This is a genomic window from Pseudidiomarina terrestris (genome assembly GCF_030466405.1).
Classification (GTDB): Bacteria; Pseudomonadota; Gammaproteobacteria; order Enterobacterales; family Alteromonadaceae; genus Pseudidiomarina; species Pseudidiomarina terrestris.
In genome coordinates, this window is sequence record NZ_JAGGJF010000003.1 from 113,976 (window position 1) to 139,973 (window position 25,998).

23 protein-coding genes are annotated in these 25,998 nt (G+C 54.3%); 16 read left to right on the plus strand and 7 right to left on the minus strand.

Annotation, left to right across the window (positions count from 1 at the left end):
- Positions 1-3: 3 nt before the first annotated feature.
- Together hutU and hutH are read left to right on the plus strand one after the other, a co-directional pair.
- Complete coding sequence (gene hutU, locus J6J34_RS07445; protein ID WP_301774623.1) at positions 4-1,680, plus strand: urocanate hydratase; 1,677 nt, start codon at positions 4-6, stop codon at positions 1,678-1,680.
- A complete protein-coding gene (gene hutH, locus J6J34_RS07450) occupies positions 1,680-3,215 on the plus strand; it encodes a histidine ammonia-lyase (protein ID WP_301722117.1) in 1,536 nt (511 codons plus the stop codon). Before hutU ends, hutH begins: the two co-directional genes overlap by 1 nt.
- Here hutH and J6J34_RS07455 read toward each other — a convergent pair.
- Genes J6J34_RS07455 through J6J34_RS07470 form a run of 4 tightly spaced genes read right to left on the minus strand, consistent with a single transcriptional unit; the run spans position 3,212 to position 5,678 of the window.
- Complete coding sequence (locus J6J34_RS07455; RefSeq protein WP_301722118.1) at positions 3,212-3,460, minus strand: TraR/DksA family transcriptional regulator; 249 nt, start codon at positions 3,458-3,460, stop codon at positions 3,212-3,214. The two genes, hutH and J6J34_RS07455, sit on opposite strands and share 4 nt — an antisense overlap.
- 12 nt (positions 3,461-3,472) lie before the next feature.
- Entirely contained in the window at positions 3,473-4,375 is a 903-nt protein-coding gene (locus tag J6J34_RS07460) for a bifunctional GNAT family N-acetyltransferase/hotdog fold thioesterase (RefSeq protein WP_301722119.1), read from the minus strand.
- Between the two features lie 3 nt (positions 4,376-4,378).
- The gene (dtd, locus tag J6J34_RS07465) at positions 4,379-4,825 is read right to left on the minus strand and encodes a D-aminoacyl-tRNA deacylase (protein WP_301722120.1); all 447 of its coding nucleotides are present in this window, start codon (positions 4,823-4,825) and stop codon (positions 4,379-4,381) included.
- A complete protein-coding gene (locus J6J34_RS07470) occupies positions 4,785-5,678 on the minus strand; it encodes a virulence factor BrkB family protein (protein WP_301722121.1) in 894 nt (297 codons plus the stop codon). Before J6J34_RS07470 ends, dtd begins: the two co-directional genes overlap by 41 nt.
- Before the next feature lie 111 nt (positions 5,679-5,789).
- On the opposite strand from J6J34_RS07470, the gene J6J34_RS07475 reads away from it, so the two are divergent.
- Genes J6J34_RS07475 through J6J34_RS07490 form a run of 4 tightly spaced genes read left to right on the plus strand, consistent with a single transcriptional unit; the run spans position 5,790 to position 8,177 of the window.
- Positions 5,790-6,506, plus strand: a complete 717-nt coding sequence (locus tag J6J34_RS07475; protein WP_301774628.1) for an SDR family NAD(P)-dependent oxidoreductase — start codon at positions 5,790-5,792, stop codon at positions 6,504-6,506.
- 11 nt (positions 6,507-6,517) lie between these two features.
- Complete coding sequence (locus tag J6J34_RS07480) at positions 6,518-7,162, plus strand: DUF2959 domain-containing protein (RefSeq protein WP_301774629.1); 645 nt, start codon at positions 6,518-6,520, stop codon at positions 7,160-7,162.
- Complete coding sequence (locus tag J6J34_RS07485) at positions 7,159-7,671, plus strand: NADPH-dependent FMN reductase (RefSeq protein WP_301722125.1); 513 nt, start codon at positions 7,159-7,161, stop codon at positions 7,669-7,671. Before J6J34_RS07480 ends, J6J34_RS07485 begins: the two co-directional genes overlap by 4 nt.
- A gap of 8 nt (positions 7,672-7,679) precedes the next feature.
- The gene (locus J6J34_RS07490; protein WP_301774780.1) at positions 7,680-8,177 is read left to right on the plus strand and encodes an MgtC/SapB family protein; all 498 of its coding nucleotides are present in this window, start codon (positions 7,680-7,682) and stop codon (positions 8,175-8,177) included.
- On the opposite strand, the gene J6J34_RS07495 is transcribed toward J6J34_RS07490, so the two are convergent.
- Complete coding sequence (locus J6J34_RS07495; protein ID WP_301898769.1) at positions 8,174-8,797, minus strand: TetR family transcriptional regulator; 624 nt, start codon at positions 8,795-8,797, stop codon at positions 8,174-8,176. The two genes, J6J34_RS07490 and J6J34_RS07495, sit on opposite strands and share 4 nt — an antisense overlap.
- Positions 8,798-8,990: 193 nt before the next feature.
- On the opposite strand from J6J34_RS07495, the gene J6J34_RS07500 reads away from it, so the two are divergent.
- Genes J6J34_RS07500 through J6J34_RS07510 form a run of 3 tightly spaced genes read left to right on the plus strand, consistent with a single transcriptional unit; the run spans position 8,991 to position 11,526 of the window.
- Positions 8,991-9,287: a DUF3081 family protein gene (locus tag J6J34_RS07500; RefSeq protein ID WP_301722129.1), complete on the plus strand. Its 297-nt coding sequence runs from the start codon at positions 8,991-8,993 to the stop codon at positions 9,285-9,287.
- Positions 9,284-9,955 (plus strand): PAQR family membrane homeostasis protein TrhA, encoded by a 672-nt coding sequence (trhA, locus tag J6J34_RS07505; RefSeq protein WP_301722130.1) that lies wholly within the window; start codon positions 9,284-9,286, stop codon positions 9,953-9,955. The genes J6J34_RS07500 and trhA overlap by 4 nt, the downstream gene beginning before the upstream one ends.
- Positions 9,956-9,957: 2 nt before the next feature.
- Positions 9,958-11,526, plus strand: a complete 1,569-nt coding sequence (locus J6J34_RS07510) for a sensor domain-containing diguanylate cyclase (protein WP_301898770.1) — start codon at positions 9,958-9,960, stop codon at positions 11,524-11,526.
- On the opposite strand, the gene typA is transcribed toward J6J34_RS07510, so the two are convergent.
- The gene (typA, locus tag J6J34_RS07515) at positions 11,523-13,367 is read right to left on the minus strand and encodes a translational GTPase TypA (RefSeq protein WP_301722133.1); all 1,845 of its coding nucleotides are present in this window, start codon (positions 13,365-13,367) and stop codon (positions 11,523-11,525) included. The two genes, J6J34_RS07510 and typA, sit on opposite strands and share 4 nt — an antisense overlap.
- A gap of 103 nt (positions 13,368-13,470) precedes the next feature.
- Positions 13,471-16,179: a putative bifunctional diguanylate cyclase/phosphodiesterase gene (locus tag J6J34_RS07520; protein WP_301898771.1), complete on the minus strand. Its 2,709-nt coding sequence runs from the start codon at positions 16,177-16,179 to the stop codon at positions 13,471-13,473.
- Between the two features lie 150 nt (positions 16,180-16,329).
- Here J6J34_RS07520 and J6J34_RS07525 point away from each other — a divergent pair, with 150 nt between their 5' ends.
- From J6J34_RS07525 to J6J34_RS07555, 7 genes are all read left to right on the plus strand, one after another.
- Positions 16,330-17,316: an efflux RND transporter periplasmic adaptor subunit gene (locus tag J6J34_RS07525; protein WP_301898772.1), complete on the plus strand. Its 987-nt coding sequence runs from the start codon at positions 16,330-16,332 to the stop codon at positions 17,314-17,316.
- The gene (locus J6J34_RS07530) at positions 17,306-20,464 is read left to right on the plus strand and encodes an efflux RND transporter permease subunit (RefSeq protein WP_301898773.1); all 3,159 of its coding nucleotides are present in this window, start codon (positions 17,306-17,308) and stop codon (positions 20,462-20,464) included. Before J6J34_RS07525 ends, J6J34_RS07530 begins: the two co-directional genes overlap by 11 nt.
- A gap of 246 nt (positions 20,465-20,710) precedes the next feature.
- Entirely contained in the window at positions 20,711-22,123 is a 1,413-nt protein-coding gene (gene glnA / locus J6J34_RS07535) for a glutamate--ammonia ligase (RefSeq protein ID WP_301722139.1), read from the plus strand.
- Positions 22,124-22,170: 47 nt separating this feature from the next.
- Positions 22,171-22,752, plus strand: coding sequence for a hypothetical protein (locus J6J34_RS07540; RefSeq protein WP_301774634.1), 582 nt, complete (start codon positions 22,171-22,173; stop codon positions 22,750-22,752).
- Positions 22,739-23,854 (plus strand): nitrogen regulation protein NR(II), encoded by a 1,116-nt coding sequence (glnL, locus tag J6J34_RS07545; protein ID WP_301898774.1) that lies wholly within the window; start codon positions 22,739-22,741, stop codon positions 23,852-23,854. Before J6J34_RS07540 ends, glnL begins: the two co-directional genes overlap by 14 nt.
- Positions 23,841-25,244 carry a nitrogen regulation protein NR(I) gene (ntrC, locus tag J6J34_RS07550; RefSeq protein WP_301898775.1) on the plus strand — a complete coding sequence of 468 codons (1,404 nt, stop codon included), beginning with the start codon at positions 23,841-23,843 and terminating at the stop codon, positions 25,242-25,244. The genes glnL and ntrC overlap by 14 nt, the downstream gene beginning before the upstream one ends.
- Positions 25,245-25,319: 75 nt before the next feature.
- Positions 25,320-25,997, plus strand: a complete 678-nt coding sequence (locus J6J34_RS07555) for a response regulator transcription factor (RefSeq protein ID WP_301722143.1) — start codon at positions 25,320-25,322, stop codon at positions 25,995-25,997.
- Position 25,998 lies beyond the last annotated feature (1 nt).

Genomic DNA, 25,998 nt, shown 5'->3' on the forward strand with positions numbered 1-25,998 from the left:
TTTATGAGCTTTACCCGACTCGATCAGAGCCGTACGATTCGTGCGCCACGCGGTGGCGAACTGACAACCTGCAATTGGCAGGTGGAAGCTGCAAAACGGATGTTAATGAACAATCTGGACGCTGAGGTCGCGGAGCATCCGCATGCGTTGGTTGTGTATGGCGGCATCGGCCGCGCGGCGCGCAGCTGGGAAAGTTACGACAAGATCGTAGAAGTCCTGGATCGTCTGCAACCGACAGAAACCCTGCTCATCCAGTCTGGCAAACCGGTAGGTGTGTTCCCGACCCATGAAGATGCGCCGCGAGTGTTGATTGCTAACTCTAACCTGGTGCCGGAGTGGGCGACCTGGGAGCATTTCAACGAGCTCGATAAAAAAGGTCTGATGATGTACGGCCAGATGACGGCCGGATCTTGGATCTACATTGGTTCCCAGGGCATTGTGCAGGGCACCTATGAAACGTTCGTATCGGTGGCCAAGCAGCACTTTGACGGCAACACCAAAGGCCGCTGGATTATCACCGGTGGTCTGGGTGGCATGGGTGGCGCACAACCACTGGCGGCGACCATGGCAGGCTACAGCATGCTTGCGGTTGAAGTGGACGAGTCACGTATTGATTTCCGCTTGCGTACCCGCTATCTGGATCACAAAGCAACGTCACTGGATGAAGCGTTGCAGTTACTGGAAGAGGCGAAGCAAGAGGGACGGGCGATTTCTGTAGGCTTGCTGGCAAATGCGGCCGACGTTTATGCCGAGCTGGTGGAGCGCAACATTACTCCTGATGTCGTAACCGATCAGACCTCTGCCCATGATCCTCTGCATGGCTACCTGCCGCAGGGTTGGACCCTGGAAGACTACAAAGCCAAACAGGAAGCCGAGCCGGAAGCCACCGTCGAAGCGGCCAAACAGTCGATGGCAGTGCAGGTGAAAGCGATGCTGACACTGCAGGAACGCGGTGCAGCAACACTTGACTATGGTAACAACATCCGCCAGATGGCGAAGGATGTTGGCGTCGAGCACGCGTTCGACTTCCCGGGTTTTGTCCCTGCTTACATTCGACCGCTATTCTGTGAAGGGATTGGTCCATTCCGCTGGGTGGCGCTGTCGGGCGACCCGGAAGATATTTACAAGACAGATGCTAAAGTAAAAGAGCTGATCCCGGATGACCCACACTTGCACAACTGGCTGGATATGGCCCGCGAGCGCATCAGTTTCCAGGGTTTGCCCGCACGCATTTGCTGGATTGGTCTGAAGGATCGGGCGCGGATCGCCAAAGCCTTTAATGAGATGGTTGCCAGTGGTGAGCTCAAAGCACCTGTTGTTATTGGTCGTGATCACCTGGATTCCGGTTCAGTGGCAAGTCCGAATCGCGAAACCGAAAGCATGCAGGACGGCTCTGATGCAGTATCTGACTGGCCGCTGCTGAATGCTCTGCTAAATACCGCAGGCGGCGCTACCTGGGTAAGCCTGCACCATGGCGGTGGGGTTGGCATGGGCTACTCGCAGCACGCTGGAGTGGTGATCGTGGCTGACGGTACTCCGGCGGCGGGCGAACGCATTGGCCGCGTGCTCTGGAATGACCCGGGTACAGGCGTGATGCGCCATGCGGATGCAGGCTATGACATTGCAATCAATTGCGCTCGTGAACAAGGTTTGGATTTACCGATGGTGGAGGACAAGTAATGGCAGTATTTACCTTACAACCCGGCACGTTAACACGCAGCCAGTTGCGCCAGTGGTGGCAAGCGCCACAACAGCTGGCGCTGCATGACGACGCTCTGGTCGCCATTAAGCGCTCGTCAGAAACGGTCTCAGAAGTGCTGGCCAAAGGCAAAGTGGTGTACGGCATTAACACCGGCTTTGGCCTGTTAGCCAATACCCGTATTCCGCCCGAAAAGCTGGAAGATCTGCAACGCCGCATCGTGCTCTCCCACGCCGCAGGAACCGGTGAATTGATGGATGATACTGTAGTACGGCTGATGCTGTTACTGAAAATCAATTCCCTGAGCTGTGGTTTCTCTGGCATTCGTCAGGTCGTCATTGACGCACTGATGAAGCTGCTGAACGAGCAACTCTATCCATGTGTACCCAGTAAAGGCTCAGTAGGTGCTTCAGGCGACTTAGCGCCACTGGCACATATGGTACTGCCTCTGATCGGTGAAGGTCATGTGCGTTATAAAGGCAAGATTTACCCGGCGAAGGAAGGCCTGGCAAAAGTAGGTATGGAGCCACTGGCATTGGCACCCAAAGAAGGTCTGGCGCTGCTGAATGGCACCCAGGCATCGACCGCACTGGCGCTACATGGACTGTTCCAGATCGAACGGGTGTTCCAAAGTGCCATCGTAGCCGGCGCGATGTCGGTCGAAGCGGCGATGGGTTCACGCGCACCTTTTGATGCGCGTATTCATAAAGTACGTAACCAGCCCGGGCAAATTGCGGTCGCCGAGAGCTTCCGTCAATTACTCACCGACAGTTCGGAAATCGCCCGCCACCATGAAGAGTGCGAAAAAGTTCAGGACCCCTATTCCTTGCGCTGTCAGCCGCAGGTGATGGGTGCTGTCTACGACCAGTTGCAACATGCCAGTGCGATTCTGACCCGCGAAGCCAATGGCGTCACCGACAATCCGCTGGTGTTCCACGATAATGGCGACATTATTTCTGGTGGTAACTTCCATGCCGAACCGGTGGCCATGGCGGCAGACATTCTGGCCATCGCGGCAAGTGAAATTGGTGCATTATCCGAGCGTCGCAGTGCGTTGTTAATTGATCATCACCTGAGCAATTTACCGCCGTTTCTGGTCAACGACGGCGGCGTTAATTCAGGCTTTATGCTGGCGCAGGTCACTGCCGCAGCTTTGGCTTCGGAGAATAAGACGTTGGCACATCCGGCCTCGGTCGATAGTCTGCCGACCTCAGCCAATCAGGAGGACCATGTCTCCATGGCAACCTTTGCTGCACGCCGGCTGACCGATATTGCGCAAAACATTCGTGATATTGTCGCAATTGAGCTACTTGAAGCGGCGCAGGGCATCGATTTCCGTCGCCCACTGCATGGTTCAGAGTTGATTGAACAAGCCTATGGTCGGGTGCGTGAAAAAGTGGCCTATTACGATCAGGATCGCTTCTTTGCGCCGGACATTGAAGCCGCGGCGACCTTGATTTATAGCGGTAAGTTGGGTGAGTTGATTACAACTGGAGCAGTGCTGGAGGACGTTTAAACGTCCTCGTCTTCATCCTGTAAAGCCTGGCAGTCGACACACAGAGCGACGTCAGGCTTTGCTGCTAAACGGGCGGCGGAAATCTCGTCGCCACATTCCACACAATAACCATACTCACCACTGCGAAGACGCTGTAAGGCCGCCTGGGCTGCGTCCACGGCGGGACCTTCGGACTGCCCGTTTACCACGGTCTCAAGTTTACTGCGGATGCGTAACAACTGCTGGGCGGATAAGGATTCACTCATGTTCACGTCCTTCTAACTTTTCTTGGCAAGTACCACAAACTGCCCGGTAAACTCGGCCACGGGTCGTTCCCCGTCAAAGACCTGGGATTTGAGATTCACACGCGCATTGTGCCCACTCTCCAGACTGGACAGGTCGCCGTTCATCTCGATTAAGCGCGCCACCGCTCTGGGTTCGCGGGTGATGGGTTTGTGGTAGTGGATGTTACCATCCGCCAGCACCACCGCTCCTTGCAGTTGGCGTTCGCGCAATTGTAAATGCAGTAACCCCCAGCACGTCAAGGTGGCAAGCGAATAAATACTGCCTGCAAACATGGTGCCATGCACATTAATATTGCGCGATAGCAGGGCGTGGGTCTCAAATTCGCGGCCGGTATACTGGCTGATGCGAATGCCCATGGTCTCGGAGATGGGGATGTCCTCATGCCAGGTGGCCTGCAGTTCCTGGCACCAGTCCGGGCGGTAAATGATACGGTTATGTTCGGTCAAGGTCTTACGCAGCTGATGTTCAGCGACCGGGTTGGCGACGGTGTCGGCTTCTTCTATCAGCTGATAGCCACATTTCTGATAAAACCCCAGCGTGTTGTCACGGGAATTGATGACAATATGCTTAGCGCCCTCATTGCGGGCCAGCTGCTCCAGCGCGTGGACGATGGCCACACCATGTCCTTCGCCGCGATGCTCAGGCGCTGAGGCCATAAAGCGGATCTGGCCTTCGTCAGGGTTGTTAAAGTGCACACGACCCACGGCAACGGCAGTGCCGGCGTCATTGACGACCATGCGATGGTAGCCGACCTGATCGTACTCATCCTGTTCCGAGCCACGCGGGCGCTGGAAAGGTTCACGCAAAACGCGATAACGCAGATCAAAATAGGTTTGCCAGTCGTGCTCGCTGGTCGGCGTGATCACCTTATACATAGGCTAGCTTTTCTCCGTATCAAGTAAAAAGGTGACGGGACCGTCGTTGGTCAGCGACACTTGCATGTCGGCCCCAAATTCACCGGTGGCCACGCTAATCCCTAGGGCTTTGAGCTCCTCCACGAATGCCAGATAAAGCGGTTCTGCCTGGGCAGGCGGAGCAGCACTTGAGAAGCTGGGGCGACGACCGCTATTGGTGTCGGCCGCCAGGGTAAACTGTGACACCACTAAGGCTTCGCCATTATCATCGCTGAGGCTGAGATTCATTTTATCGTCGGCATCGCTGAACATGCGATATCCGGCGACCCGGGCGGCCAGCTTGCGGGCCACCTGCTCGCTATCAGTCGGGCTGATGCCAAGCAGAATAAGCAATCCGTGTTGAATGCTGCCGACGGTATTTCCATTTATTTCAACTTGTGCTTTCGTCACCCGTTGCAGTAGCGCTTTCATCGCTGTCCTCAAAAAACTCTTCAATACTGGCGGTCAGTTCCGCTCCGATTAAAACAATGGTCCAAGATAAGAAAATCCACAGTAACAGAATCGGTATCGCCGCCAAAGCGCCATAAATTGCCTGATACGAGGGGAATGCTGCAATGTAGGCGGCAAACCCTGCTTTACTGACTTCGAACAAGATTGCCGCAAGCAAGGCGCCCCAGAAGGCATGGCGGACTTTAACGACGCGATTCGGAAGCATGACATACATCAGCATGAACGCAATCACTGAGGTCACAACGGGAATAAAGCCAAGTAAGGTGGTACGAAATCCGGACACATAAGTATCGGCGAAAGTGGCCAGAGAAATCAGATAAGAGCTGACCGCCATGCCGGAACCGATGAGGAGTGGGCCTAAGGTCAGAATCATCCAGTACACGGCCAGCGCGACTGCCACCCGGCGGCGCTTGGTATTGCGCCAGATACGGTTCATGGTGGCATCAATGGTGGAGATCAGGTTAACCGCCACCACGAACACAAACACCACACCAATGGCAGTCATGTCCGAGACGTTACTGACGAACTCGTTCAGGTAACCGGTGATCTCATCGCCGGAGGTCGGTAGCAAGTTGGCAAACAGATAGTCTTCCAGTTCCTGACGCAGGGTATCGAACATCGGAAAGGCCGAAAATACTGAGAACATGACCACCAGCAAGGGTACTAGCGCGAGCATGCTGACAAAGGTCAGATGGCCCGCGATGATGGTGACTTTGTCATCCAGACAGCGTTTTACAAAGTACTTGGCAAACTCGAACGCACAGCCAAGGCGCTTGCGCCAGCGTGGCGGTTTTACAGCAGGTTCCTGACTCATCGGTGTCCCTAATTTGCTTTCATTTGATACTACTATAATCCCAAACCGCTGCTCTTGCGTAAAGCTAGACAAGGTATTTATGTTTTCGCCGCAATGATTTAAGGAGAAAAAATGACCACAGACGAACAGTCGCATGTGCTTATCATTGGCGCTTCCGGAGGTGTGGGAAAGGCACTGGTCGAGCATTACCTCAATCAGGATTGGCGCGTCACCGCCTGGAGCCGCAACCCCATTGAGGTGACACATGATGCGCTGAGCTGCGTGCAAGTACAAGGTTATCAGCCCGCACAGATTAGCGACGCTCTGGCAGAGCTTGACGATGTGCAGGGCGTGATCAGTACCCTGGGGGTGCTGCACAATGACGACTTCATGCCGGAAAAACAACTCGATGCAGTGAATGCTGAGCAGCTTCAGGCCTCGTTTCAGGTGAATGCGATATTACCTATCCTGTTGCTGCAACAGCTGCTGCCGAAGTTGCCGCGCAAACAGCCCGCCTTTTGGGTGCAGCTGAGCGCCAAAGTGGGCAGCATTACCGATAACTATCTGGGCGGCTGGTACAGTTACCGGGCCAGCAAAGCGGCGTTGAATATGTTGCTGAAAACGGCGTCCGTTGAATTGGGCCGGAGTCACAAAAAGCTGGTGATTGCCGCCATCCATCCCGGCACGACGGATACGCAATTATCCAAGCCGTTCCAGGAGCGGCTGCCGCAAGATAAGCTCTATAGCCCGGCCAAGTCCGCCAGTCGCATCGCTGCGGTGATTGCAGATTTAACTACGGACGATAGTGGCAAACTGCTACACTGGGACGGAACCGAATTACCCTATTAGGAGGATCCGCCATGCGATGGTTAGCAGTAGCAGCGATGGTATTGACTGTGGCCGGTTGCCAGAGTGCGTATTACGGCGCAATGGAAAAAGTAGGTGTACACAAACGCGATATCTTAGTCGACCGCGTGGACGATGCGCGTGATGCCCAGGCGGATGCGCAGGAAGAATTCAAATCGGCATTGCAACGGCTGGATGAAATGCTGCAGCTTGATGGTGGCGAAATCGAAGCCCAGTACAACAAGCTTAACGACGATTATGAAGCCAGTAAGGCAGCCGCGGAACGGGTTTATGACCGCATTGAGGCCATTGACAGTGTCGCTCAGGATCTCTTTGATGAGTGGGCTGATGAGCTAGACGAATACAGTAATGATAGCTTGCGCAGGCAGAGTGAACGCTCACTGCGTGAGACGCAACGGCGCTACGCGAGCTTATTGCAAAGCATGGAGCGCGCCGCTGCCACCATGGATCCAGTATTGGACAAACTACAAGATAATGTGTTGTATTTGAAACATAATCTGAACGCTGCAGCAGTGGATGCGATTCGCGGTGAGTACCGCAGCTTGCAAACCGATGTCGCCGAACTGATCGAAGAAATGGAAGTCGCCATCGCAGAATCTGATGCCTTTATACAAGCTATGCAGGAGGGACGAGAATGAGTTTATTGATTATTGCTGGAAGCAGCCGTAAGGCTTCAATCAATCGCCGTTTACAAGAACGTTTAGCTGAAGTTGCTGAAAGTAATGGTGTGCAATGCTACATGTATCCACCAGCAGAACTCGACGCACCCATTTATAACGGTGATTACGAAGACGAGAACGGCGTGCCGAGCAATATACAGAAGCTGGCAACGGCGGTGAAAGAGGCGAGTAAAATCATCGTGGTCACCCCGGAGTATAATTCTTCAATCCCGCCGCTTCTGAAAAACGCGATCGACTGGAGCTCGCGTCTGGATACCAATCCATGGGCCGGCAAAACCGTACTGTTAGCTGGCGCTTCGCCGGGTCAGTTCGGTGCGATTCGCTCGATGAACGATTTGCGCGGCGTGTTCTGTAATCTGGACGCGTGGGTTGCCCCTGCGGTCGCCAGTATTGCGAAAACCGATGCCGATAAAATTGCCGAACTGGATACTGATTTTCTCAGTAAGTTTATGCGTCAGGGAGACTGAAAATGACCATGGATTGGGCTGCATTGCTGAACATCACGCCTTACAGCTGGGATGCCATCGGGACTGCGTTGTTTTGCGGGACCCTGGTTGGGCTTGAGCGGCAAATGCGCGGCAAGCCCGTGGGCATCCGCACCTCTTCTTTGATCACCTTAGGTACCTATTTATTCATTGTGGGTGCCAGTTCCATCATGACTGACGCCACTGATCCATCGCGTATTATCGGCCAGGTCATCACTGGTATCGGCTTCCTCGGCGCTGGTGTCATGCTGGCCCGCGACGGCATCGTGGTTGGCGTCACCTCGGCGGCAACCATTTGGGTGTTGGCCTCCGTTGGCGTGGCTATTGGCTTAGGTCATTTGGCAGTGGCGATGAAGCTGTCGGTGGTGGTGGTTGGCGTGTTATTCGGCGTCGACATACTGGAAGACTATTTTCAATCGCTCACCAGGGGTGTGCATCATAAGTACAAAGGTTGGAAAAAAAGCATTCGCAAGGACAAGCAGGGCTAAGCACCCTGCTTGCTAATCCCGCGCAGATAATTGTCGAGTCCACTGCGCGCAGCCGTCATCAAATCAAAGTACTGGGTATCCAGTAGCCAGTTATAAAACAAACCATCAATCAGTCCGAACATGCTGATCACCGTCAGACGCGGGTCAAGATCAGCAGCGACCGAACCCTGCGCTTGCGCCTGCTCGACCAGCTTCACGCACTCATCAATACACTCATTGCGACCACTCAGATGGCGCAAGTGAATAGGTAGTGTATCTTCAACGTATTCGCACTTATGGCAGAGAATATTAACCAATGCCTGCATGTGCGGATCGTTTTGCACCTGATGCACGATATTTAGACAACGCTCACGAAGCTGGTGCAATGGAGCGTTTTCGTGCTCCTTGCGCAATTCATCGCGCATCTCATCCACGGGTAAACTGACCCGCTCCATCAAGGCATGGATCAGGTCCAGTTTGTTCTCAAAATGATGGTAGATCGCCCCACGCGTAACCCCCGCGGCTTCTGCGACTTGCATCATCGAGGTATTGGAAACCCCGCGCTCACTGAATAAACGCTCAGCCGCATCAAGCAACTCGTTACGAGTCGTTAGCGCATCCGCTTTTGTACGTCGAACCACATTCCACCTCAACTTAGACAACTCGCCCACATTATACCCGATCACAATCAAACATTCATGTATGTATGTATAAGAAAGGGCAGCCCTTAAAATAGGAAGGGCTGCCCTTTCTTTGGGTGGGGATTGCGGTTGTAATTGGCGGGCAAAGGCCGCACATTATGGGTATACTGAAAAAAAACCGAGGAGTACGCTCATGAAAAACGAAATCGATCAAAGATTAGTTCTCGACGCTTATGAGAAAATCCACGAGCACGGCAAGGCCGAGCAGGGTAAGCACTCGCTGGAAGGTATCACCGCCTATACAGATCACGACGGCTACACGGTCTTCCTCGAGGGGCATAACGTGCAAATGCGTCTGGAGTTCCATAACAAATACCATTTAGATTACAGCACAACCCGTGATTACGATTTATTCATGCGCAAGCTGGAACAGATCAGCCGGGATTATCATAAGCCTGGGCGCGCTGATCCAGAGGAAGAGCATCATTGAGTACTAAGCCAGTTAGTCGCAAGAAAGCCTACAGTATTGCCGAAGAGGTCGCGCACGCCATCACCCACGGTGTTGGCGCCGTGGCCAGTATCGTCGGTCTGGTCGTGATGATCTTATGGTCAGCGGCTTACGGGGACACCTGGCACATCGTCAGTGTCAGCATCTACGGTGCTAGCCTGATTTTGCTGTACACCGCATCAACCCTTTATCACGCCTTTCCGTGGCCGCGAATTAAGTCGTTCTTCCAACACATCGATCATGCCGCAATTTATTTTCTAATTGCCGGAACCTACACGCCTTTTGCGCTCATTAATTTGCGTGGGCCCTGGGGTTGGACCCTGCTTGGGGTGGTCTGGGGCATCGCGATTGTTGGTGTTATTCTCGAACTGTCGTTAAGCGAGCGCAAAAAGTGGCTCTCATTAAGCCTGTATCTCGGCTTAGGCTGGATGGCAGTCGTCGCCATTAAACCTATGATTACCCATGTCGAAGTGGGCGGTTTAATGCTGCTTCTGGCGGGCGGACTGGCCTATAGTCTGGGCGTCATTTTCTACGTCTGGAAATCCTTGAAATACCACCACGCTATCTGGCATATGTTTGTACTCGCCGGCAGCGTGCTGCATTTCTTTTCCATCTTCTATTATGTGTTGCCCCATCCGGATCTTATCTAGTCATGCTGGTCCCGGTTAATCTGAAACTGCGCTGGTTTGCGATTTACGCGGGATTTGGCTTGCTGCTATCGTTGATCATCACCGCGGTTTTGACTCAGGTCGCGACCCGACAGATTGAGGAACAGGTAGGTACCAGTCTGGCCCACGTCGCCGAACAAATGGCGCACCAACTGGAAGAGGGAATGTTCGAGCGCCTGCGGGACTTGCAAACAGCCGCCAAACTCATCGAAGTACCGGAAACGGGCGCGCAGCAAGAGCGGCTGGAACAACTGATTCAGGCGCTCTATTCCAGTTATGAGAATTACGCATGGTTGGGTATTACCTCAGCCGACGGCGAGGTCTTGATTAGCTCAAACAACGTTCTGGAAGGCGCTGATGTTAGTGCCCGCCCCTGGTTTCAGGGCGCCATGCAGAATCCGTACTTTATTGGCGACGTCCACGGTGCGTTGCTACTGGAGAGCATTCTTAACCCTGATGGCGCGGAGCCATTGCGTTTCGTTGATGTTGCGGTGCCACTGAAACGTCCTGATGGCAGTATCTGGGGTGTCTTGGGTAGCCATTTGAATTGGGCTTGGGTACAGGAACTCGAACGTGTGGCCAAGCGTGGCTTATTCGATTTGCCAGAAGCCGAGATTATTATTGTGAGCTCTGAAGGTCAGGTGCTGCTTGGCCCAAAAGTTAACGATGACGGCCGGTTGCAACTGCGGCTCAGTGAGGCGGTAGCACGGCAGGGTCACGGCCTGCAGCAATGGCCAGACGGTGCAGAATATGTGGTCGGTTTAGCTGTTACCCGGGAGCGGCAGGCTTATAAAGGGCCAGAGTGGCAAGTCTGGGTACGCGAGCCAGCAACTGAGGCGTTTAAACCCGTGCGCGAGTTGCGTTGGCAAGCGGTTTGGATTGGCTTAGCGGTTGCTCTTTGTTTTGCTGGTATTGGTTGGCTCAGCGCCGGACGTATCGCACGACCTTACGCCGATATCAGCTCAAAGTTGGAGCACGAAGTCGCCAGTCGCACCGAGGAATTACGACGCACCAATGAGAAACTCGAACGGCTGGCAACCACCGATAGCTTAACGGGTTTGTTAAATCGACGGGCGTTGATTAAGCAAGCAAAACAGCTGCGAAAGCGCGCTGATCGGCACGGGCAAAATATTGCCGTAGTGATGATAGATCTGGATAACTTTAAGAAAGTGAATGACAGTTATGGCCACAGTGTTGGCGATAAGGTTTTAAAAAAACTGGCGAAGCTGGCAGGGAAACTGGTTCGCGAGGTGGATATCGTCGCACGATCTGGCGGGGAAGAATTTACCCTGGTGCTCGACGGCAGCGATGAGAAAAATGCCAAAGCGGTGACGCAACGGCTCGCAAAACAGTTACGGGAAGCTGAATTCAGCGCTGATGGAGAAACATTTACCGTCACCCTGAGTGCGGGCGTGGCCAGTTGGTCCTCAGACCAGGAGTTCGAAATCGTCATGGATAAGGCGGACGAGCTGCTTTACGAAGCGAAAGAAAAAGGCCGCGACTGTGTGGTCGCGGCCTTTGAATCTGAGTTGAACACCGAGGAAGCAGATTAAGCTTCTTTGCTGCGCCCAGCACGCTTACGATCGTTCTCAGTCAGCAAACGTTTACGGATACGAATCGATTTTGGCGTGATTTCGACCAGCTCATCGTCATCGATAAACTCAAGCGCTTGCTCAAGGGTCAGACGAATCGGTGGTGACAAGGTCAAGGCATCATCGGTACCTGAAGCACGTACGTTGGTCAGCTGCTTACCTTTCAAACAGTTCACCGTCAAATCGTTGCCACGGTTGTGGACACCAATGATTTGGCCTTCGTAAACTTCATCGCCGTGTGAGGCCATCAGTTTGCCGCGCTCTTGCAGGTTAAACAAAGCATAGGTCAGTGCTTTACCGGTCGCGTTGGAGATCAACACACCATTCATACGCTGGCCAATCTTGCCACCTTTATGCGGACCATAGTGGTCAAAGGTTTTGTACATCAGGCCTGAGCCTGATGTCAGTGTCATAAACTCTGTCTGGAAGCCAATCAAACCACGGCTTGGAACCATAAAGTCGATGCGCACGCGACCTTTACCATCTGGCGTCATGTTGGACATTTCAGCTTTACGGATACCCAGTTTTTCCATTACCGAACCCTGATGGATTTCTTCAATATCAACGGTCAGGTTTTCGAAAGGTTCAAGGGTAACGCCGTCTTCTTCTTTGATGATAACTTCCGGACGTGAAACGGCCAGTTCAAAACCTTCACGACGCATGTTCTCGATCAAAATACCTAAGTGTAATTCACCACGGCCCGAGACGCGGAAGCGATCCGGATTGTCGGTTTCTTCAACACGCAAGGCAACGTTGTGCATAAGCTCGTGTTGCAGGCGCTCAAGGATTTGACGCGAGGTAACGAATTTACCTTCTTTACCAGCAAACGGCGAGGTATTGACCTGGAAGGTCATGGTCACAGTTGGCTCGTCAACAGTCAGCGGAGGCAGAGCTTCAGCACTACCGGTCGCACAAATGGTGTCTGAAATTTTCAGTTCGCCTAGGCCAGTAAAGGCAACGATGTCGCCAGCGCTGGCGCCTTCAGTTTCGATACGGTCCAAACCAAGGTAACCGAAAACTTTACCTACTTTGCCGCTACGCTGTGAGCCATCAGCACCAATAATGGTAACTTGTTGGTTCACTTTCAACGTGCCGCGCTTGATACGACCGATACCGATAATGCCCAGGTAGCTGGAGTAATCGAGCTGCGAAACCTGCATCTGCAATGGACCGTCACGGTTCGCTTCAGGCGCTGCAACACGTTCGATAATCGTTTCGAACAATGGTGTCATGTCTGAGCTGGCATCCGCTGGATCCAGCGTTGCAAAGCCATTTAATGCTGACGCATAAACAATTGGGAAATCCAATTGCTCGTCGCTGGCGCCAAGGTTATCAAACAGGTCGAAAACCTGATCCACGGCCCAGTCAGGACGTGCACCCGGACGGTCAATTTTGTTGATAACAACAATGGGTTTCAAACCGTGCGAGAACGCTTTTTGCGTTACGAAACGCGTTTGCGGCATAGGACCGTCAACGGCGTCGACCAACAGCAATACTGAGTCGGCCATCGACAGTACGCGCTCAACCTCACCACCAAAGTCAGCGTGCCCTGGGGTATCAAGAATATTGATGCGGTAATCTTTGTAATCGATTGCGGTGTTCTTCGCCAAGATGGTGATGCCACGTTCTTTTTCCAGATCGTTGCTGTCCATTACGCGCTCTTCAGCGCCACCACGGCTTTCTAAAGTACCGGATTGCTGCAACAGCTTATCGACCAAAGTGGTTTTACCATGGTCAACGTGCGCGATGATCGCGATGTTGCGTAACTTACTGATTTCTGTGCTATTTAAAAACTTACTCATGAAGTAGATCTCAATGACAGGCCAAGCCTGTTGATTGGGGGGTGAAAAATGGGGTGGATTATACAGGTTTTTTGTACAAATAGCAGACGAAATATAATTCCGGCTAATTATTTAAAAGTTTGAGCAGGTCAGGCAGTGGCATGGGCCGGGCAAAGTAGAATCCCTGCAGCCGTTGCACGCCCATGCCGGCAAATATTTGCAACTGAGCTTCAGTCTCAATACCTTCTACAACAACCTTCTTACCCAGATAGGCGCAGAGATCAATAATCCCTTTGACCACGGCCTGAAGTTCAGTGTCTTGCGTCAGGCCTGCGGTAAAGGCACGATCAATTTTAATGACGTCGGCAGGCAGCCGGTTGAGGTACGACAGGCTTGAAAAGCCCGTACCGAAATCATCAATGGCGACACAACAGCCTAAGTCCCGTAAAGCCTGCAGTGATGCGATGGTGGTCTTGCCTTCACCGACAAAAATTCCTTCAGTAAGCTCAAGCGCCAGATTATCCGGTGCAATCTGATGATGGGTTAAGCGGCTTTGCAGGAGCTTAGCAAAGTTATAGCGCTGCAGCTGCGGCGCGGAAACATTGACCGAAACCTGTAAGTCGCGTAGTTGTGGGTGCTCATGAATATCGCGCAGCACCAATTCCAGTACCTGCTCACCCAATGGGATGATTTGCCCGGTATTTTCCGCAATCGGAATGAATTCGGCGGGGGAGATAAAGTTGCCATCATCCTCACGCCAACGCACCAGACTCTCCACCGCAACGATGGCACGGGTCTGGGTGTCGTAAATGGGTTGGTAATGAACTTCCAGGCCGTTGCGATCAAGGGTAAGCTGCAATGCATTTCGCAATTGCACCTGGCGTTGGTAGTCCTGTGCCATTTGTTCGACAAAGTGGCAGGATAAATTGCCGCCTAGTTGCTTGGCCTCATTCATGGCGATTTCCGCATGCTGCATCATGTTGGCCGCGTGGCGATCCTCGCCGTTACTGCGGACGGCTCCAACGCTGGCAGTCAGGTGCACCTCAATATTGTTAATATGATACGGCTTGCGCACCACCTCGATGAGTTGCTCGGCAATGACGTCGGCTTGCGGACTGGCCGAGCTTTCCAGATAAATCACAAATTCATCACCGCTAAAACGTGCTAACTGAGCGTTGCCTGGCGCAACTGTGCGGATACGGGCAGCGGTTTCCGCCAGAACCCGGTCACCCAGTCGGTGGCCGAGACTATCGTTAATGGGTTTAAAACCATCCAGATTTAGGAAGAATATCGCGCGGTGCAAGGCTGTGCTATCACGATCCCGCTGCTGCAGGTAGGCATTAAAGACATCGCGACGGAGTAAGCCGGTAATGTCATCGTGGCGTGCCAGATGACGCAGTTCATCTTGTTTTTCGCTCAGGCGCTGCGCGCTGTCTTCGGCCAGCGCATAGATAAGCACAAAGGCAAAGGTCAACCACAGCATTAACTGGTTCAACTGAGAACCGGTCTGGATCTGGGAATAATCACTTAACACACTGTAAAACCGAGCTTCACCGGCACCGGCAATCATTACGCTGTCAACAACGTGATGGGGAAAGCGTTGTATCAGCTGTTGTTCGGTTAGTATCTCATTTTTGTCATGCCCCATGGGTACCAGCAGGTCAGGCGCCAGTTGTAAATAGGTGCGCATGTCTGAGAAAGGATCCAGGTACTCGGTATGAATGACGCGATTGGCGTCGAGTAACATCACCACCCGAACAAGTTCGCCGGCAGGATGACGTACAGGAACGCCCTGCATAAAAATCGGATTGTCAGTGGTCAGCGAGGCTCCGCTGATGATGAGGTTGATGGAAAGGTCAATGGACTGTAACCACGCGTTAAAATCCGCCGATGACAGGAAGCCCCCGGCAAGGAAAGCGCTGCCGTAACCAACGGTTTCAATGGGCTGCAACTGCTCATTGTAAATGACAAAGCCACGAATAATGGCGAAGTCTTGCTGATAGGCTTCGGTGTCTTTGCGCAATACCTTCTGAAAGGTTTCGTCGTCCTCAACCTGAAGCAAGCGTTCACGCATGCGCTCTGCCAATTTACGTTGCTCGCTAAGCGTGGACTCGATCATGCTGCCGGTCATGGTAATTCGCGACCGAGCCGCATCACTGGCGGTGGCTAAGTCACTCAAGGTCAGTGCATACCAGACGCCGAAACCGGTTGCGGTCATCATAGCCAAGGTCACTATGGTGCGCTTGGACGTGCAATTACGATGCGTTGGGCCGTCACCGCGCCAATAGAGAATCGCCAGGGTCAGCGCGCCGAACAAAATCAAAATTGCGACCAGAGTTAAGGTCGGAAAACTCGCTTGCAGTGGGTCGAAGTTCGGCAGCAAGGGCAGCCCCCACAAACGTGCCTGTAAAAACACAAAAATAAGCAGGTCAAAAGCGACTACTGCGGGCCACAGGAAACGGGCGACCCGGCTGCCTGGGGGGAACAGGAACAGCGAGGCGGTGCTTGCCAGAGTTGCCAGAACCAATTCAATAGGAAGCGCCACCAGGCGTGCAGCAACAACGTAGTCGGCTATCCATAGTAAGCCCGCCAGCAGCACTAGCAACGCAGCACCCAAAATTCGTGCCATCAGCACGTTGCGGTACAGAACGGCTACCAAACCACAGCCAATTAAGGTGCTTGCCACAGACATAGCACCAGGGATCAAGGCCATTAAAAGCTGGTCTTGATAGGCTAGAAATTCGACGATACCGACGAGGCCAATAATGATGAAAAAGCTAGCGACGGCAATAGCGAATTTAGTGGCTGCTGAACGACTAAATAAGGTATACATGAGCTTTTCTTATAGGGTTGTTAAGGCAAAACTAGCACAGGATTCAGGGCTTGGGAATCGTTAGCAGCAAACAAACCTCACGCCGAGCTGGATCTTTAATTTAGAACATCCTAAAATAAGGCCATATGAAATTGGGTTGAGGATAACTAAATGAATAACTTAGCGCGCACGGGCCTGCTGGCCATCATCGCGGTCGCCGTTGGTTTGGCAGCGATAACACCCTTACAGGCTGAACCGGCACTGACCAAGGGATCAGCAACCGCCACCGAGCAACGACTTGCTGACTATCTGCAGTTGCAGGGGGTGGTCGAGGCCACGAACGCGGCCACCGTCTCGGCGCAGGTGTCCGGACGGGTTGAGCGGGTGTTGGTTGAGGTGGGTGATGAGGTTCCCGCTGGCGCGACTATTGTGACGATCACCTCCGTTGAACAGTACCAGCTGCTCAGTCAGGCTCAGTCGCAGTTCGCTGCCGCCAAAGCGAATCTTCTGGCTGCTCAGCAAGAGTATGACCGCGTGGAACGCTTGGTTACGCAAAACCTGTTACCTAAAGCCGAAGAAGATCGGGTGAAAGCCGCACTGGATACCGCTAAAGCGCAGCAAAAGAGCGCCGCCGCCGCGGTTGCCCGCGCCCAGGAGCAACTGTCCTATACGGAAGTCAAAGCGCCTTACGGGGGGCTGGTCAGTGAACGTCTGGTCGAGCCGGGTGAACTGGTGCAGCCGGGTACGCCGCTGCTGAGCGGTTTCGACCCTGAACAACTGCGTATTCATGTGGATATCCCCGCTACCTATGCGAGTGCTGCGGCAGAGTATCAGTGGGCGCGCGTGGCCGGCGTCGAACCGGTGGATTTTCAGGTGTTCCCAACGGCACATCAACAATCGGGCACCCAGCGCATTCGCCTGAACCTGCCGGCCAATACCGGCTTTTTGCCGGGCCAATGGCAGAGCGTGCAGGTGCAGGTGGCCGAACATCAGGGCATTGTTGTGCCGGCCAAAGCGCTGTACCGGCAGGGTGAGATGACATTAGTCAAACTTGCTGATGGCAGTTGGCGTGCGGTACGCACGGGCGATACCTACGGTGATCAGGTTGAAATTGTCGCTGGTTTAGCAGCCGGTGAGGTGGTCCAGTATGGCAACTAAGATGGGCATCGCCGGACGTCTCGCGGCCTGGGGTGAGCGCTCTCAAATCACGCCGTTGCTGGCGCTATTTGGCCTGCTGCTGGGACTGATGGCAGCCATGATCACGCCGCGGGAAGAAGAGCCACAAATTGACGTCACCATGGCGGATGTCATGGTGGCCTTTCCTGGCGCGCGCGCCGAACAAGTTGAGCAACAGCTGACTACACCACTGGAGCAACATTTTTCCCGCATGCAGGGCATTGAGCATATCTATTCAATGTCACAAGCCGGACAAGCACTGGTCACGGTGCAGTTTGCCGTGGGGATTCCCCGCGATCAGGCACTGGTGGAGTTGTTTGATACCCTGGCCGCCTGGCAACGAGAGCATCCGCAGACCAGCCAGCCCCTGGTGAAAGCCCGTGGTATTGATGATGTGCCTATTCTGGGGCTGACCCTGACCTCAACGGAGCTGGATTTAAAAGCCGTTGCCGATACCTTACGCGCGCCCCTGCAAAACGTTGCCGGTGTGCGTGATATCGAGGTCATTGGCGCCGAGCCCGAGCAGCTAAGTGTCACCCTGGATAATGCCGCGCTGGCGAAAGTCGGGCTCGATATTTCCCGGGTCGCGCAAGCGCTGGCCAGTCAGAATGTCAGTGCGCAGGCGGGCTACCGACTGGCGCAAAATCGTCAGGTGGCAGTGCAGGCCGGTGGTTTTATTGCCAGCGCACAAGAATTACGCGAGCTGATTGTGGCTGTGGTTGATGGTCGCCCGGTGCGCTTACAGCAGGTGGCTGAAGTCAGCAGCGGCGGCAACCGGCCCTCACGTTACGTCTGGTCCCGCTCCAAAAACGGCGAGGCGCAGCCCGCGGTCACCATGACGGTGACCAAAAAAGCTGGCGAGAATGCCGTCGATGTGGCGGCGCGGGTGCTGGATCGTTTAGCGACGCTCGAGCAGCAATGGCTGCCGCCAGCGCTGCAGGTTGAGGTGACCCGTAATTACGGCCAAACCGCAGACGACAAAGCCAGCAAGCTGATCCAAAAGTTGATCTTTGCCACCATTTCAGTGGTCGCGCTGGTGCTTTTCACGCTGGGTAAACGCGAAGCTGTGGTAGTAGGGAGTGCTGTGGTGCTGACGCTGGCGACGACGTTGTTCGCGTCCTGGGCCTGGGGCTTCACCCTGAACCGGGTATCGTTGTTCGCGCTGATTTTTTCTATTGGTATTCTGGTCGATGATGCCATTGTGGTGGTCGAAAATATCCATCGTCATCTGGCGCTGGGCAAGTCCCTCAAAGAGGCCATTCCCCCGGCCGTCGACGAGGTGGGCGGACCAACCATACTGGCAACCTTTACGGTTATCGCAGCGTTGCTGCCGATGGCATTTGTCAGCGGCCTGATGGGACCGTACATGAGCCCGATCCCGATCAACGCCTCGATGGGAATGCTGCTGTCGCTGCTTATCGCATTAACGGTCACGCCCTGGCTGGCGCGGCATGTGTTGCGCGATCCCGCTCCTCCTGGGCAGAGCGCTCATGGCCAGCCAGAGTCTGACCACCAGTCGCCGGCAGACAGCCGCTTACAACGGCTGTTCACAGCGGTGATGCAGCCGCTACTAGAGAGCCGTAAGCGCCGTTACTTGATGGGCTTTGCTCTGATCGCACTGATTATTGCCGTGCTAGGCCTGGCCGTGGTGCAGGCAGTGGTGATGAAAATGCTGCCCTTTGATGACAAGAGTGAAATTAAGCTGGTGCTGGACATGCCAGAAGATACCAGCCTGGAGCGGACGAATGCAGTACTGCTGCAGCTTGCGCAAAAGCTCGACGAAGTACCCGAAGTCACGGCGACGCAGATCTACGCCGGGACCGCCTCGCCGATTGGCTTTAACGGCCTGGTGCGGCAGTACTATTTACGCAGCGCCGCCTATCAGGGCGATATTCAGGTGACCCTGGCGGCGAAAGGTGAGCGTGAGCGGGCCAGCCATGAGGTAGCTCTGGCACTGCGGCCATTGCTTACACCTATTGTGACTGCCGCCGGCGGCCAGCTGAAAGTGGTGGAAGTGCCCCCGGGCCCACCGGTGCTGGCGCCTATTGTTGCTGAGGTGTATGGCCCCTCGGCCGCCGAACGAGAGGCCGCGGCCCGGCATGTGCAGCAGCAGTTGCAACAAACTGACGGTGTGGTGGATGTCGATACCACCCTGGTGGCTGCAGGTACCGAAGAGATCTGGCAAATCAATTATGCCCGCGCTACCCAGCTAGGTGTCCGGCCGCAGCAGGCCACGCAGGCCTTGCAAACGGCTTTGCATGGCTTGCCGGTGACCTATGTGGCAGTGCCGGATCAATTGCAACCGGTGCCGGTACAGCTGTATCTGCCAGCTGCCTGGCAGGGGCAACTGGCCCAGCTTGAGAGCCTCACCGTGACCAGCGAGCAGGGCGCTAGTGTGCCGCTGACCGCCTTCATTGAGCGGGTTGAAGTGCCACTGCAGCAGCCTCGCTTGCACAAAGACTTGCGCCCGGTGGTCTATGTGACCGCGGACATGGCCGGTGAACTCGATTCGCCTTTGTATGGCTTATTCGCTGCCGCAGGGACCATTGATCTGCCGCAGAGCTACATCACTCAGCCCAGTGAGTGGGATCAGGCCGCGGTCAAATGGGATGGCGAATGGCAAATCACCTATGAAACCTTCCGTGATATGGGGCTTGCCTACGCGGTCGGGCTGTTGCTGATCTACCTGCTGGTGGTCGGCCACTTTGGCAGCTACGGTACACCGCTGGTGATCATGGCGCCGATTCCGCTGACCCTGATTGGCATCATGCCGGGGCATGCGCTGCTCGGCGCGCAGTTTACCGCGACCTCGATGATCGGCATGATTGCGCTGGCCGGTATTATTGTTCGCAACTCAATTCTGCTGGTCGATTTTGTCCGCGAAGCAGTGGCCGCCGGCAAGCCGTTGAACGAGGCGGTCATTACCGCCGCGGCCGTGCGCACCCAGCCGATTGTACTGACTGCTATTGCCGCCATGATGGGCGCCTTCTTTATTCTCGATGATCCCATCTTTAATGGCCTCGCGGTGAGCTTGATTTTCGGTATCGCGGTGTCGACGGTACTGACGCTGATCGTGATCCCACTGCTGTATGCATCACTGCTGAAACGGCGTCTGGCAAAACAAAGCTAGACCCACCCCCGGTTTCAGCACTAAATCAACAGCTGCACTGTTCTAGTGCAGCTTTTTGCACTACAATGGTGCAAAAGTTAATGAAAGACCCGTCTGAGCCGCTACGCTAACCGGCACCCTTCACGGACGTAGAGTTAAGTGCCTGAATTAACGGGATAATTTAGAATTGGCATGGCGATTGCAATCTTTTTGGCCAGACGAACTATACTTTTTTGTTAACTGACATTCGCGATTCCGGAGGAACACATGTCGACACCACAAGACGTAATGAAGTTTATTGAAGAAAACGAAGTCAAATTCGTAGATATGCGCTTTACAGATACCAAAGGTAAAGAGCAGCACGTCACCATCCCGGTGTCGCAGATCGACGAAGACTTCTTCCAGGACGGTAAAATGTTCGATGGTTCTTCAATCAGCGGTTGGAAAGGTATTAACGAATCCGACATGGTGTTGATGCCAGACTGCGGCTCAGTGGTGCTGGACCCGTTCACTGACGAAATGACCATGAACGTGGTCTGTGACATCCTTGAGCCAGACACGATGCAAGGTTACGACCGTGACCCGCGCTCGATCGCACGCCGCGCTGAAGCTTATCTGCAAAGCGCAGGTATTGCGGATACTGCATTCTTTGGCCCGGAGCCAGAATTCTTCCTGTTCAACGACGTACGTTTCCACACGGACATGAGCGGCTCGTTCTACAAAATTGAAGCCGACGAAGCCAAGTGGAGCTCAGGTAAAGAGTACTCTGAAGGCAACATGGCACACCGTCCAAGCGTGAAAGGCGGTTACTTCCCGGTACCACCAGTGGATTCTGCACACGACATCCGCAGCACCATGAGCACCGTAATGGAAGACATGGGCTTAGTGGTTGAAGCGCACCACCACGAAGTAGCAACCGCTGGTCAGAACGAAGTCGCCACCCGCTTCAACACCTTGACCAAAAAAGCGGATGAAATCCAGGTTTATAAGTATGTGGTGCATAACGTAGCGCACTCTTACGGTATGACCGCAACCTTTATGCCGAAGCCACTGGTGGGCGATAACGGTTCTGGTATGCACGTACACATGTCACTGGCAAAAGACGGTAAGAACCTGTTTGCCGGCGACAAGTACGGCGGCCTGAGCGAAACTGCACTGTACTACATTGGCGGTATCATCAAGCATGCCCGTGCTATCAACGCGTTCGCAAACCCGGCCACCAACTCGTACAAGCGCCTGGTACCTGGTTTTGAAGCACCCGTGATGCTGGCTTACTCAGCGCGTAACCGCTCAGCTTCGATTCGTATTCCACTGGTTTCAAATGCCAAGGGCCGTCGTATTGAAGTACGTTTCCCTGACCCGGCAGCGAACCCGTACCTGTGCTTTAGCGCACTGCTGATGGCGGGCCTTGACGGTATCAAGAACAAGATCCACCCTGGCGACGCCATGGACAAAGACTTGTACGACCTGCCAGCGGAAGAAGCGAAAGAAATTCCGACGGTATGTCATTCATTGGAAATGGCATTGGAAGCACTGGATAAAGACCGTGACTTCCTGAAACAGGGCGGCGTTATGAGCGACGAAATGATTGATGCGTACATTGCGCTCAAGCAAAAAGAAGTCATGACCCTGAAGATGACCACACATCCAATTGAATTTGATCTGTACTACAGTGTCTAATTCACAGGTTGTGATGACCCACTAAATCTCTCTAAGGAGGCGAAGCGATGCAACCGTTCTTACGCACTTTACTAGCCGTACTAACGTTCGTGAGCCTCCTGTTGGTGGGCACAGACAGCGAAGCTCAGGTTTATCGTAAAGTATTAGAAGACGGCACCGTGATCTACACCGATCAGAAGCAAGAAGGTGCCGAACGTATCAACATCAATACCGTCACCAGCGATTTTGCGCCAGTGACGCGTACCCAAACTGAAACCTCTGACGACGAAGCCAGCGATGCTGAGCAACAGGTCGAGGCCAGTGTCGAAATTGTCAGCCCCGAACATGAAGCCACCGTCCGCGACAATCGTGGCCGGATGAATGTGGCATGGGCGGAAAGCGTACGTAATGTTCGTGGTCGCGTCAGCTTCAAGCTCTTCGTCGACAACCAAGTGGCCTACGAAGGTCCTGCCTCCGGGGTTAGTCTGGAAGGATTAAACCGCGGCGAGCATCGCCTGCAGGTACGTATGTACAGTGAGCAGGGCGCAGAGCTGGCACGTTCTGACACCACAGTGATCTATATGCATCAGGCTAGTATTTACAATCCAGCCCTGAATAACAACGCGGGTGGCACGAGTGGCCAAAACTGATTGCACCAATGTGGTGCAACCAGATTGGGATCAGCTGCTCACCGGTATTGTGCAGCTCGATGAGCAGCTGCATATTCGCTACATGAACGCTGCGGCCGAGACCATGCTCGATGGTAGTCGCAAACGCTTACTTGGTACCCCTTTATTCAGTCTGTTCAGTTACAGCTCACTGGAACCCGAAGTGTTACGTCAGGCGTTACGTGATCAGCAAAGCGTTTCCGATAGCGACGTTACCTGGATTTTCCATGATGGCCAGCGCGTCACCGTCGAGTTTGTGGCCCAACCCCTGACCCGGAAAAGTGATACGGGACAGGTACTGGTTGAATTGCGTCAGGTGGACCAAATCCGTCGCATCAACCAGGAAAACTCGCAGCAGCAACAGTTACAGGCGGCCCATAGTATTGTCCGCGGGCTGGCGCACGAGATTAAAAATCCCCTTGGCGGCCTGCGCGGCGCAGCGCAGCTGCTGGCGGGCGAACTCGAAGATAAACAGCTGCACGATTACACCGATTTAATTATCAGTCAGGCCGATCGGCTGCGCAATCTGGTTGATCGCATGCTCGGCTCGCACGAATTGCCCGAGCGCACCGCGACCAATGTACATGAAATTATCGAGCGGGTGATTGCCGTGGCGCAACTGAGCGCCCCTCCGAACATTAGCTTCCGGCGTGATTACGATCCCAGTTTGCCGGAACTGACCATGGCCGCTGACGGCATTGAACAGGCGCTACTGAATGTCGTAATGAACGCCAGTGAAGCCATTGCCGATGACGCTGCCCAGACTGGTGGAGAGGTCATCGTGCGCACCCGTGTGCTGCATCAGCAGACGCTGTACGGGCAGCGCTACCGGCGCTGTGCCGTGATTGAGGTACAGGACAATGGTCCGGGCGTGCCAGCGCAACTGAAAGACACGCTATTTTACCCCATGGTCAGTGGTCGTGCCGGCGGCACCGGGCTTGGTCTGGCCATCACCCAGAACGTGGTGCACCAGCATGCCGGCAAAATAGAAGTTTTATCCGAGCCGCACTGTACGCGGTTCCTGTTGTATTTACCTTACATTGAGACGCGTTACAGTAACGGAGCAACCCATGTCACAAAGTGAGCAGCCGGTCTGGGTACTTGATGATGACAGCTCGATCCGCTGGGTGCTGGAGCGGGCGTTGCAGCGGGCCGACATTGACAGTCGCAGCTTCGCCGACGCCGCGAGTTTGTATGAAGCGCTGGAGCAGAGCCAGCCCCAGGTGCTGTTAACAGATATTCGGATGCCCGGCGATGATGGCCTGGCGGTGCTGCAGTACGTGCAGGATAAGTTTCCGCAATTGCGGGTGGTGGTGATGACCGCGCACTCCGATTTAGACTCCGCCGTCAGTGCCTTTCAGGGCGGTGCCTTCGAATACTTAGCTAAACCTTTTGATCTCGATGAAGTGTTGCGGACCTTGCGTCGCGCCATGCAGGCTCCGCAGCAAAAGTCATCCACAGAAGGGGCAGCCCCTGCCGGATTAGTCGGCGCGGCCCCCGCCATGCAGGATGTGTTTCGTGCCATCGGGCGGTTGTCGCAATCCAGCGCCACGGTGTTGCTGACCGGAGCCTCGGGGACAGGTAAAGAACTGGTCGCCCGTGCCCTGCACGAACACAGTCCACGTAAAGGTAAGCCCTTTATTGCATTGAACATGGCGGCGATCCCCGGTGATTTGATTGAGTCTGAGTTATTTGGCCATGAAAAAGGTGCCTTTACCGGCGCCACCCAGCGCCGCCGCGGGCGTTTTGAACAGGCAGACGGCGGCACGCTGTTTTTAGATGAGATCGGTGATATGCCCCTGGCCGTGCAAACCCGTCTGTTGCGGGTACTGGCGGAAGGGCAGTTTTACCCAGTGGGCAGCTATGAGTCGGTGCGCGTCAATGTACGCATCATCGCCGCGACCCATCAGCAGCTGGAACAGCGCGTCGAAGAGCGCAGTTTCCGTGAAGATTTGTTTCACCGGCTGAACGTGATCCGCCTGCAATTACCCACTCTGGCCGAGCGTCGCAGCGATATTCCGCAACTGGCTCAGCACTTTTTGCAAAAAGCCGCTGAGGAGCTCAATGCCGAGCCCAAGCAACTGACCGCCGCCGCTGAGGCACGCTTGCAAGATGCCGACTGGCCGGGCAATGTCCGCCAGCTCGAAAATACCTGCCGCTGGCTGACGGTGATGGCACCCGGGCGCTGGGTCGATGTTGCGGATTTACCCGCAGACATCAGTTCAGTACCGGCAGTCAATGCAACAGAGGCGACCGCAGACGACTGGGAAGCTGCCGTACGCAGCTATTTGCAACAGCGCCTGGACAATGATGAAAACGACATTCTGACGCAGCTGACCGAGACTATCGAACGGATGGCGATCGATCTCGCGCTTACCAGTACCAATGGCCATAAACAGCGGGCTGCAGAAAAATTAGGCTGGGGTCGAAACACCCTTACCCGGAAGCTCAAAGAGTTGGTAAAAGAAACGTAAATACACTATCTATTTAAGTACGTCTTTACATAATGCTTAGTCTGTAAAGCTAACAATAACAACACAGGGACACTTATGAGCAAATTGCTACTTGTTGATGACGATGCTGAACTGAGCAGTATGTTGGAGCAGATCCTCACCAAGGAAGGTTTTCAATTAACGCTCGCAGCAGACGGGGAAACCGGTCTGGAACGCGCGTTAAGCGGGTCTTACGACCTGATATTGCTCGATGTTATGTTGCCCGGAATCGATGGTTTTCAGTTGCTGCAACGACTGCGCCAACAAGCGCGCAACACCCCGGTACTGATGCTGACCGCGCGTGGTGACGACGATGATCGGGTGGCGGGACTGGAGCTAGGGGCCGACGATTACCTGCCCAAGCCGTTTTATCCGCGTGAGCTGGTGGCCCGAATCAAAGCCTTGCTGCGCCGCACTCCGGCAACCAGTGTACGACAGGAAGCCACAGAATTTGCTGGTTTCTATGTCGATCCGACCCATAATAAAGTCACCTGCGATGGCACCGAGCTGGAGCTGACCCCAACGGAATTTGATATCCTGCGCACGCTGGTCCGTGGCGCCGGTGAAGTGATCAGCAAAGACCAGCTATCTGTGGCAGCGCTGGGTCGCTCGCTGGCCCCTTTTGATCGCAGCCTGGATGTTCATATCAGTAATATCCGCAAGAAACTTCCAAGCGAGCCGGAGCGTATTCAGACCGTACGTGGCCGTGGTTATCGCATTCTGCATAAGTCTTAAC

Coding starts and splice junctions, on each gene's coding strand:
- J6J34_RS07555 (WP_301722143.1), top strand. CDS start 25,320: ATGAGCAAATTGCTACTTGTTGATGACGATGCTGAACTGAGCAGTATG.
- J6J34_RS07500 (WP_301722129.1), top strand. CDS start 8,991: ATGAAAAACGAAATCGATCAAAGATTAGTTCTCGACGCTTATGAGAAA.
- glnA (WP_301722139.1), top strand. CDS start 20,711: ATGTCGACACCACAAGACGTAATGAAGTTTATTGAAGAAAACGAAGTC.
- J6J34_RS07475 (WP_301774628.1), top strand. CDS start 5,790: ATGACCACAGACGAACAGTCGCATGTGCTTATCATTGGCGCTTCCGGA.
- J6J34_RS07490 (WP_301774780.1), top strand. CDS start 7,680: ATGGATTGGGCTGCATTGCTGAACATCACGCCTTACAGCTGGGATGCC.
- J6J34_RS07510 (WP_301898770.1), top strand. CDS start 9,958: ATGCTGGTCCCGGTTAATCTGAAACTGCGCTGGTTTGCGATTTACGCG.
- J6J34_RS07470 (WP_301722121.1), bottom strand. CDS start 5,678: ATGAGTCAGGAACCTGCTGTAAAACCGCCACGCTGGCGCAAGCGCCTT.
- J6J34_RS07530 (WP_301898773.1), top strand. CDS start 17,306: ATGGCAACTAAGATGGGCATCGCCGGACGTCTCGCGGCCTGGGGTGAG.
- hutU (WP_301774623.1), top strand. CDS start 4: ATGAGCTTTACCCGACTCGATCAGAGCCGTACGATTCGTGCGCCACGC.
- typA (WP_301722133.1), bottom strand. CDS start 13,367: ATGAGTAAGTTTTTAAATAGCACAGAAATCAGTAAGTTACGCAACATC.
- J6J34_RS07455 (WP_301722118.1), bottom strand. CDS start 3,460: ATGAGTGAATCCTTATCCGCCCAGCAGTTGTTACGCATCCGCAGTAAA.
- J6J34_RS07520 (WP_301898771.1), bottom strand. CDS start 16,179: ATGTATACCTTATTTAGTCGTTCAGCAGCCACTAAATTCGCTATTGCC.
- J6J34_RS07480 (WP_301774629.1), top strand. CDS start 6,518: ATGCGATGGTTAGCAGTAGCAGCGATGGTATTGACTGTGGCCGGTTGC.
- ntrC (WP_301898775.1), top strand. CDS start 23,841: ATGTCACAAAGTGAGCAGCCGGTCTGGGTACTTGATGATGACAGCTCG.
- hutH (WP_301722117.1), top strand. CDS start 1,680: ATGGCAGTATTTACCTTACAACCCGGCACGTTAACACGCAGCCAGTTG.
- J6J34_RS07525 (WP_301898772.1), top strand. CDS start 16,330: ATGAATAACTTAGCGCGCACGGGCCTGCTGGCCATCATCGCGGTCGCC.
- J6J34_RS07540 (WP_301774634.1), top strand. CDS start 22,171: ATGCAACCGTTCTTACGCACTTTACTAGCCGTACTAACGTTCGTGAGC.
- J6J34_RS07485 (WP_301722125.1), top strand. CDS start 7,159: ATGAGTTTATTGATTATTGCTGGAAGCAGCCGTAAGGCTTCAATCAAT.
- J6J34_RS07460 (WP_301722119.1), bottom strand. CDS start 4,375: ATGTATAAGGTGATCACGCCGACCAGCGAGCACGACTGGCAAACCTAT.
- dtd (WP_301722120.1), bottom strand. CDS start 4,825: ATGAAAGCGCTACTGCAACGGGTGACGAAAGCACAAGTTGAAATAAAT.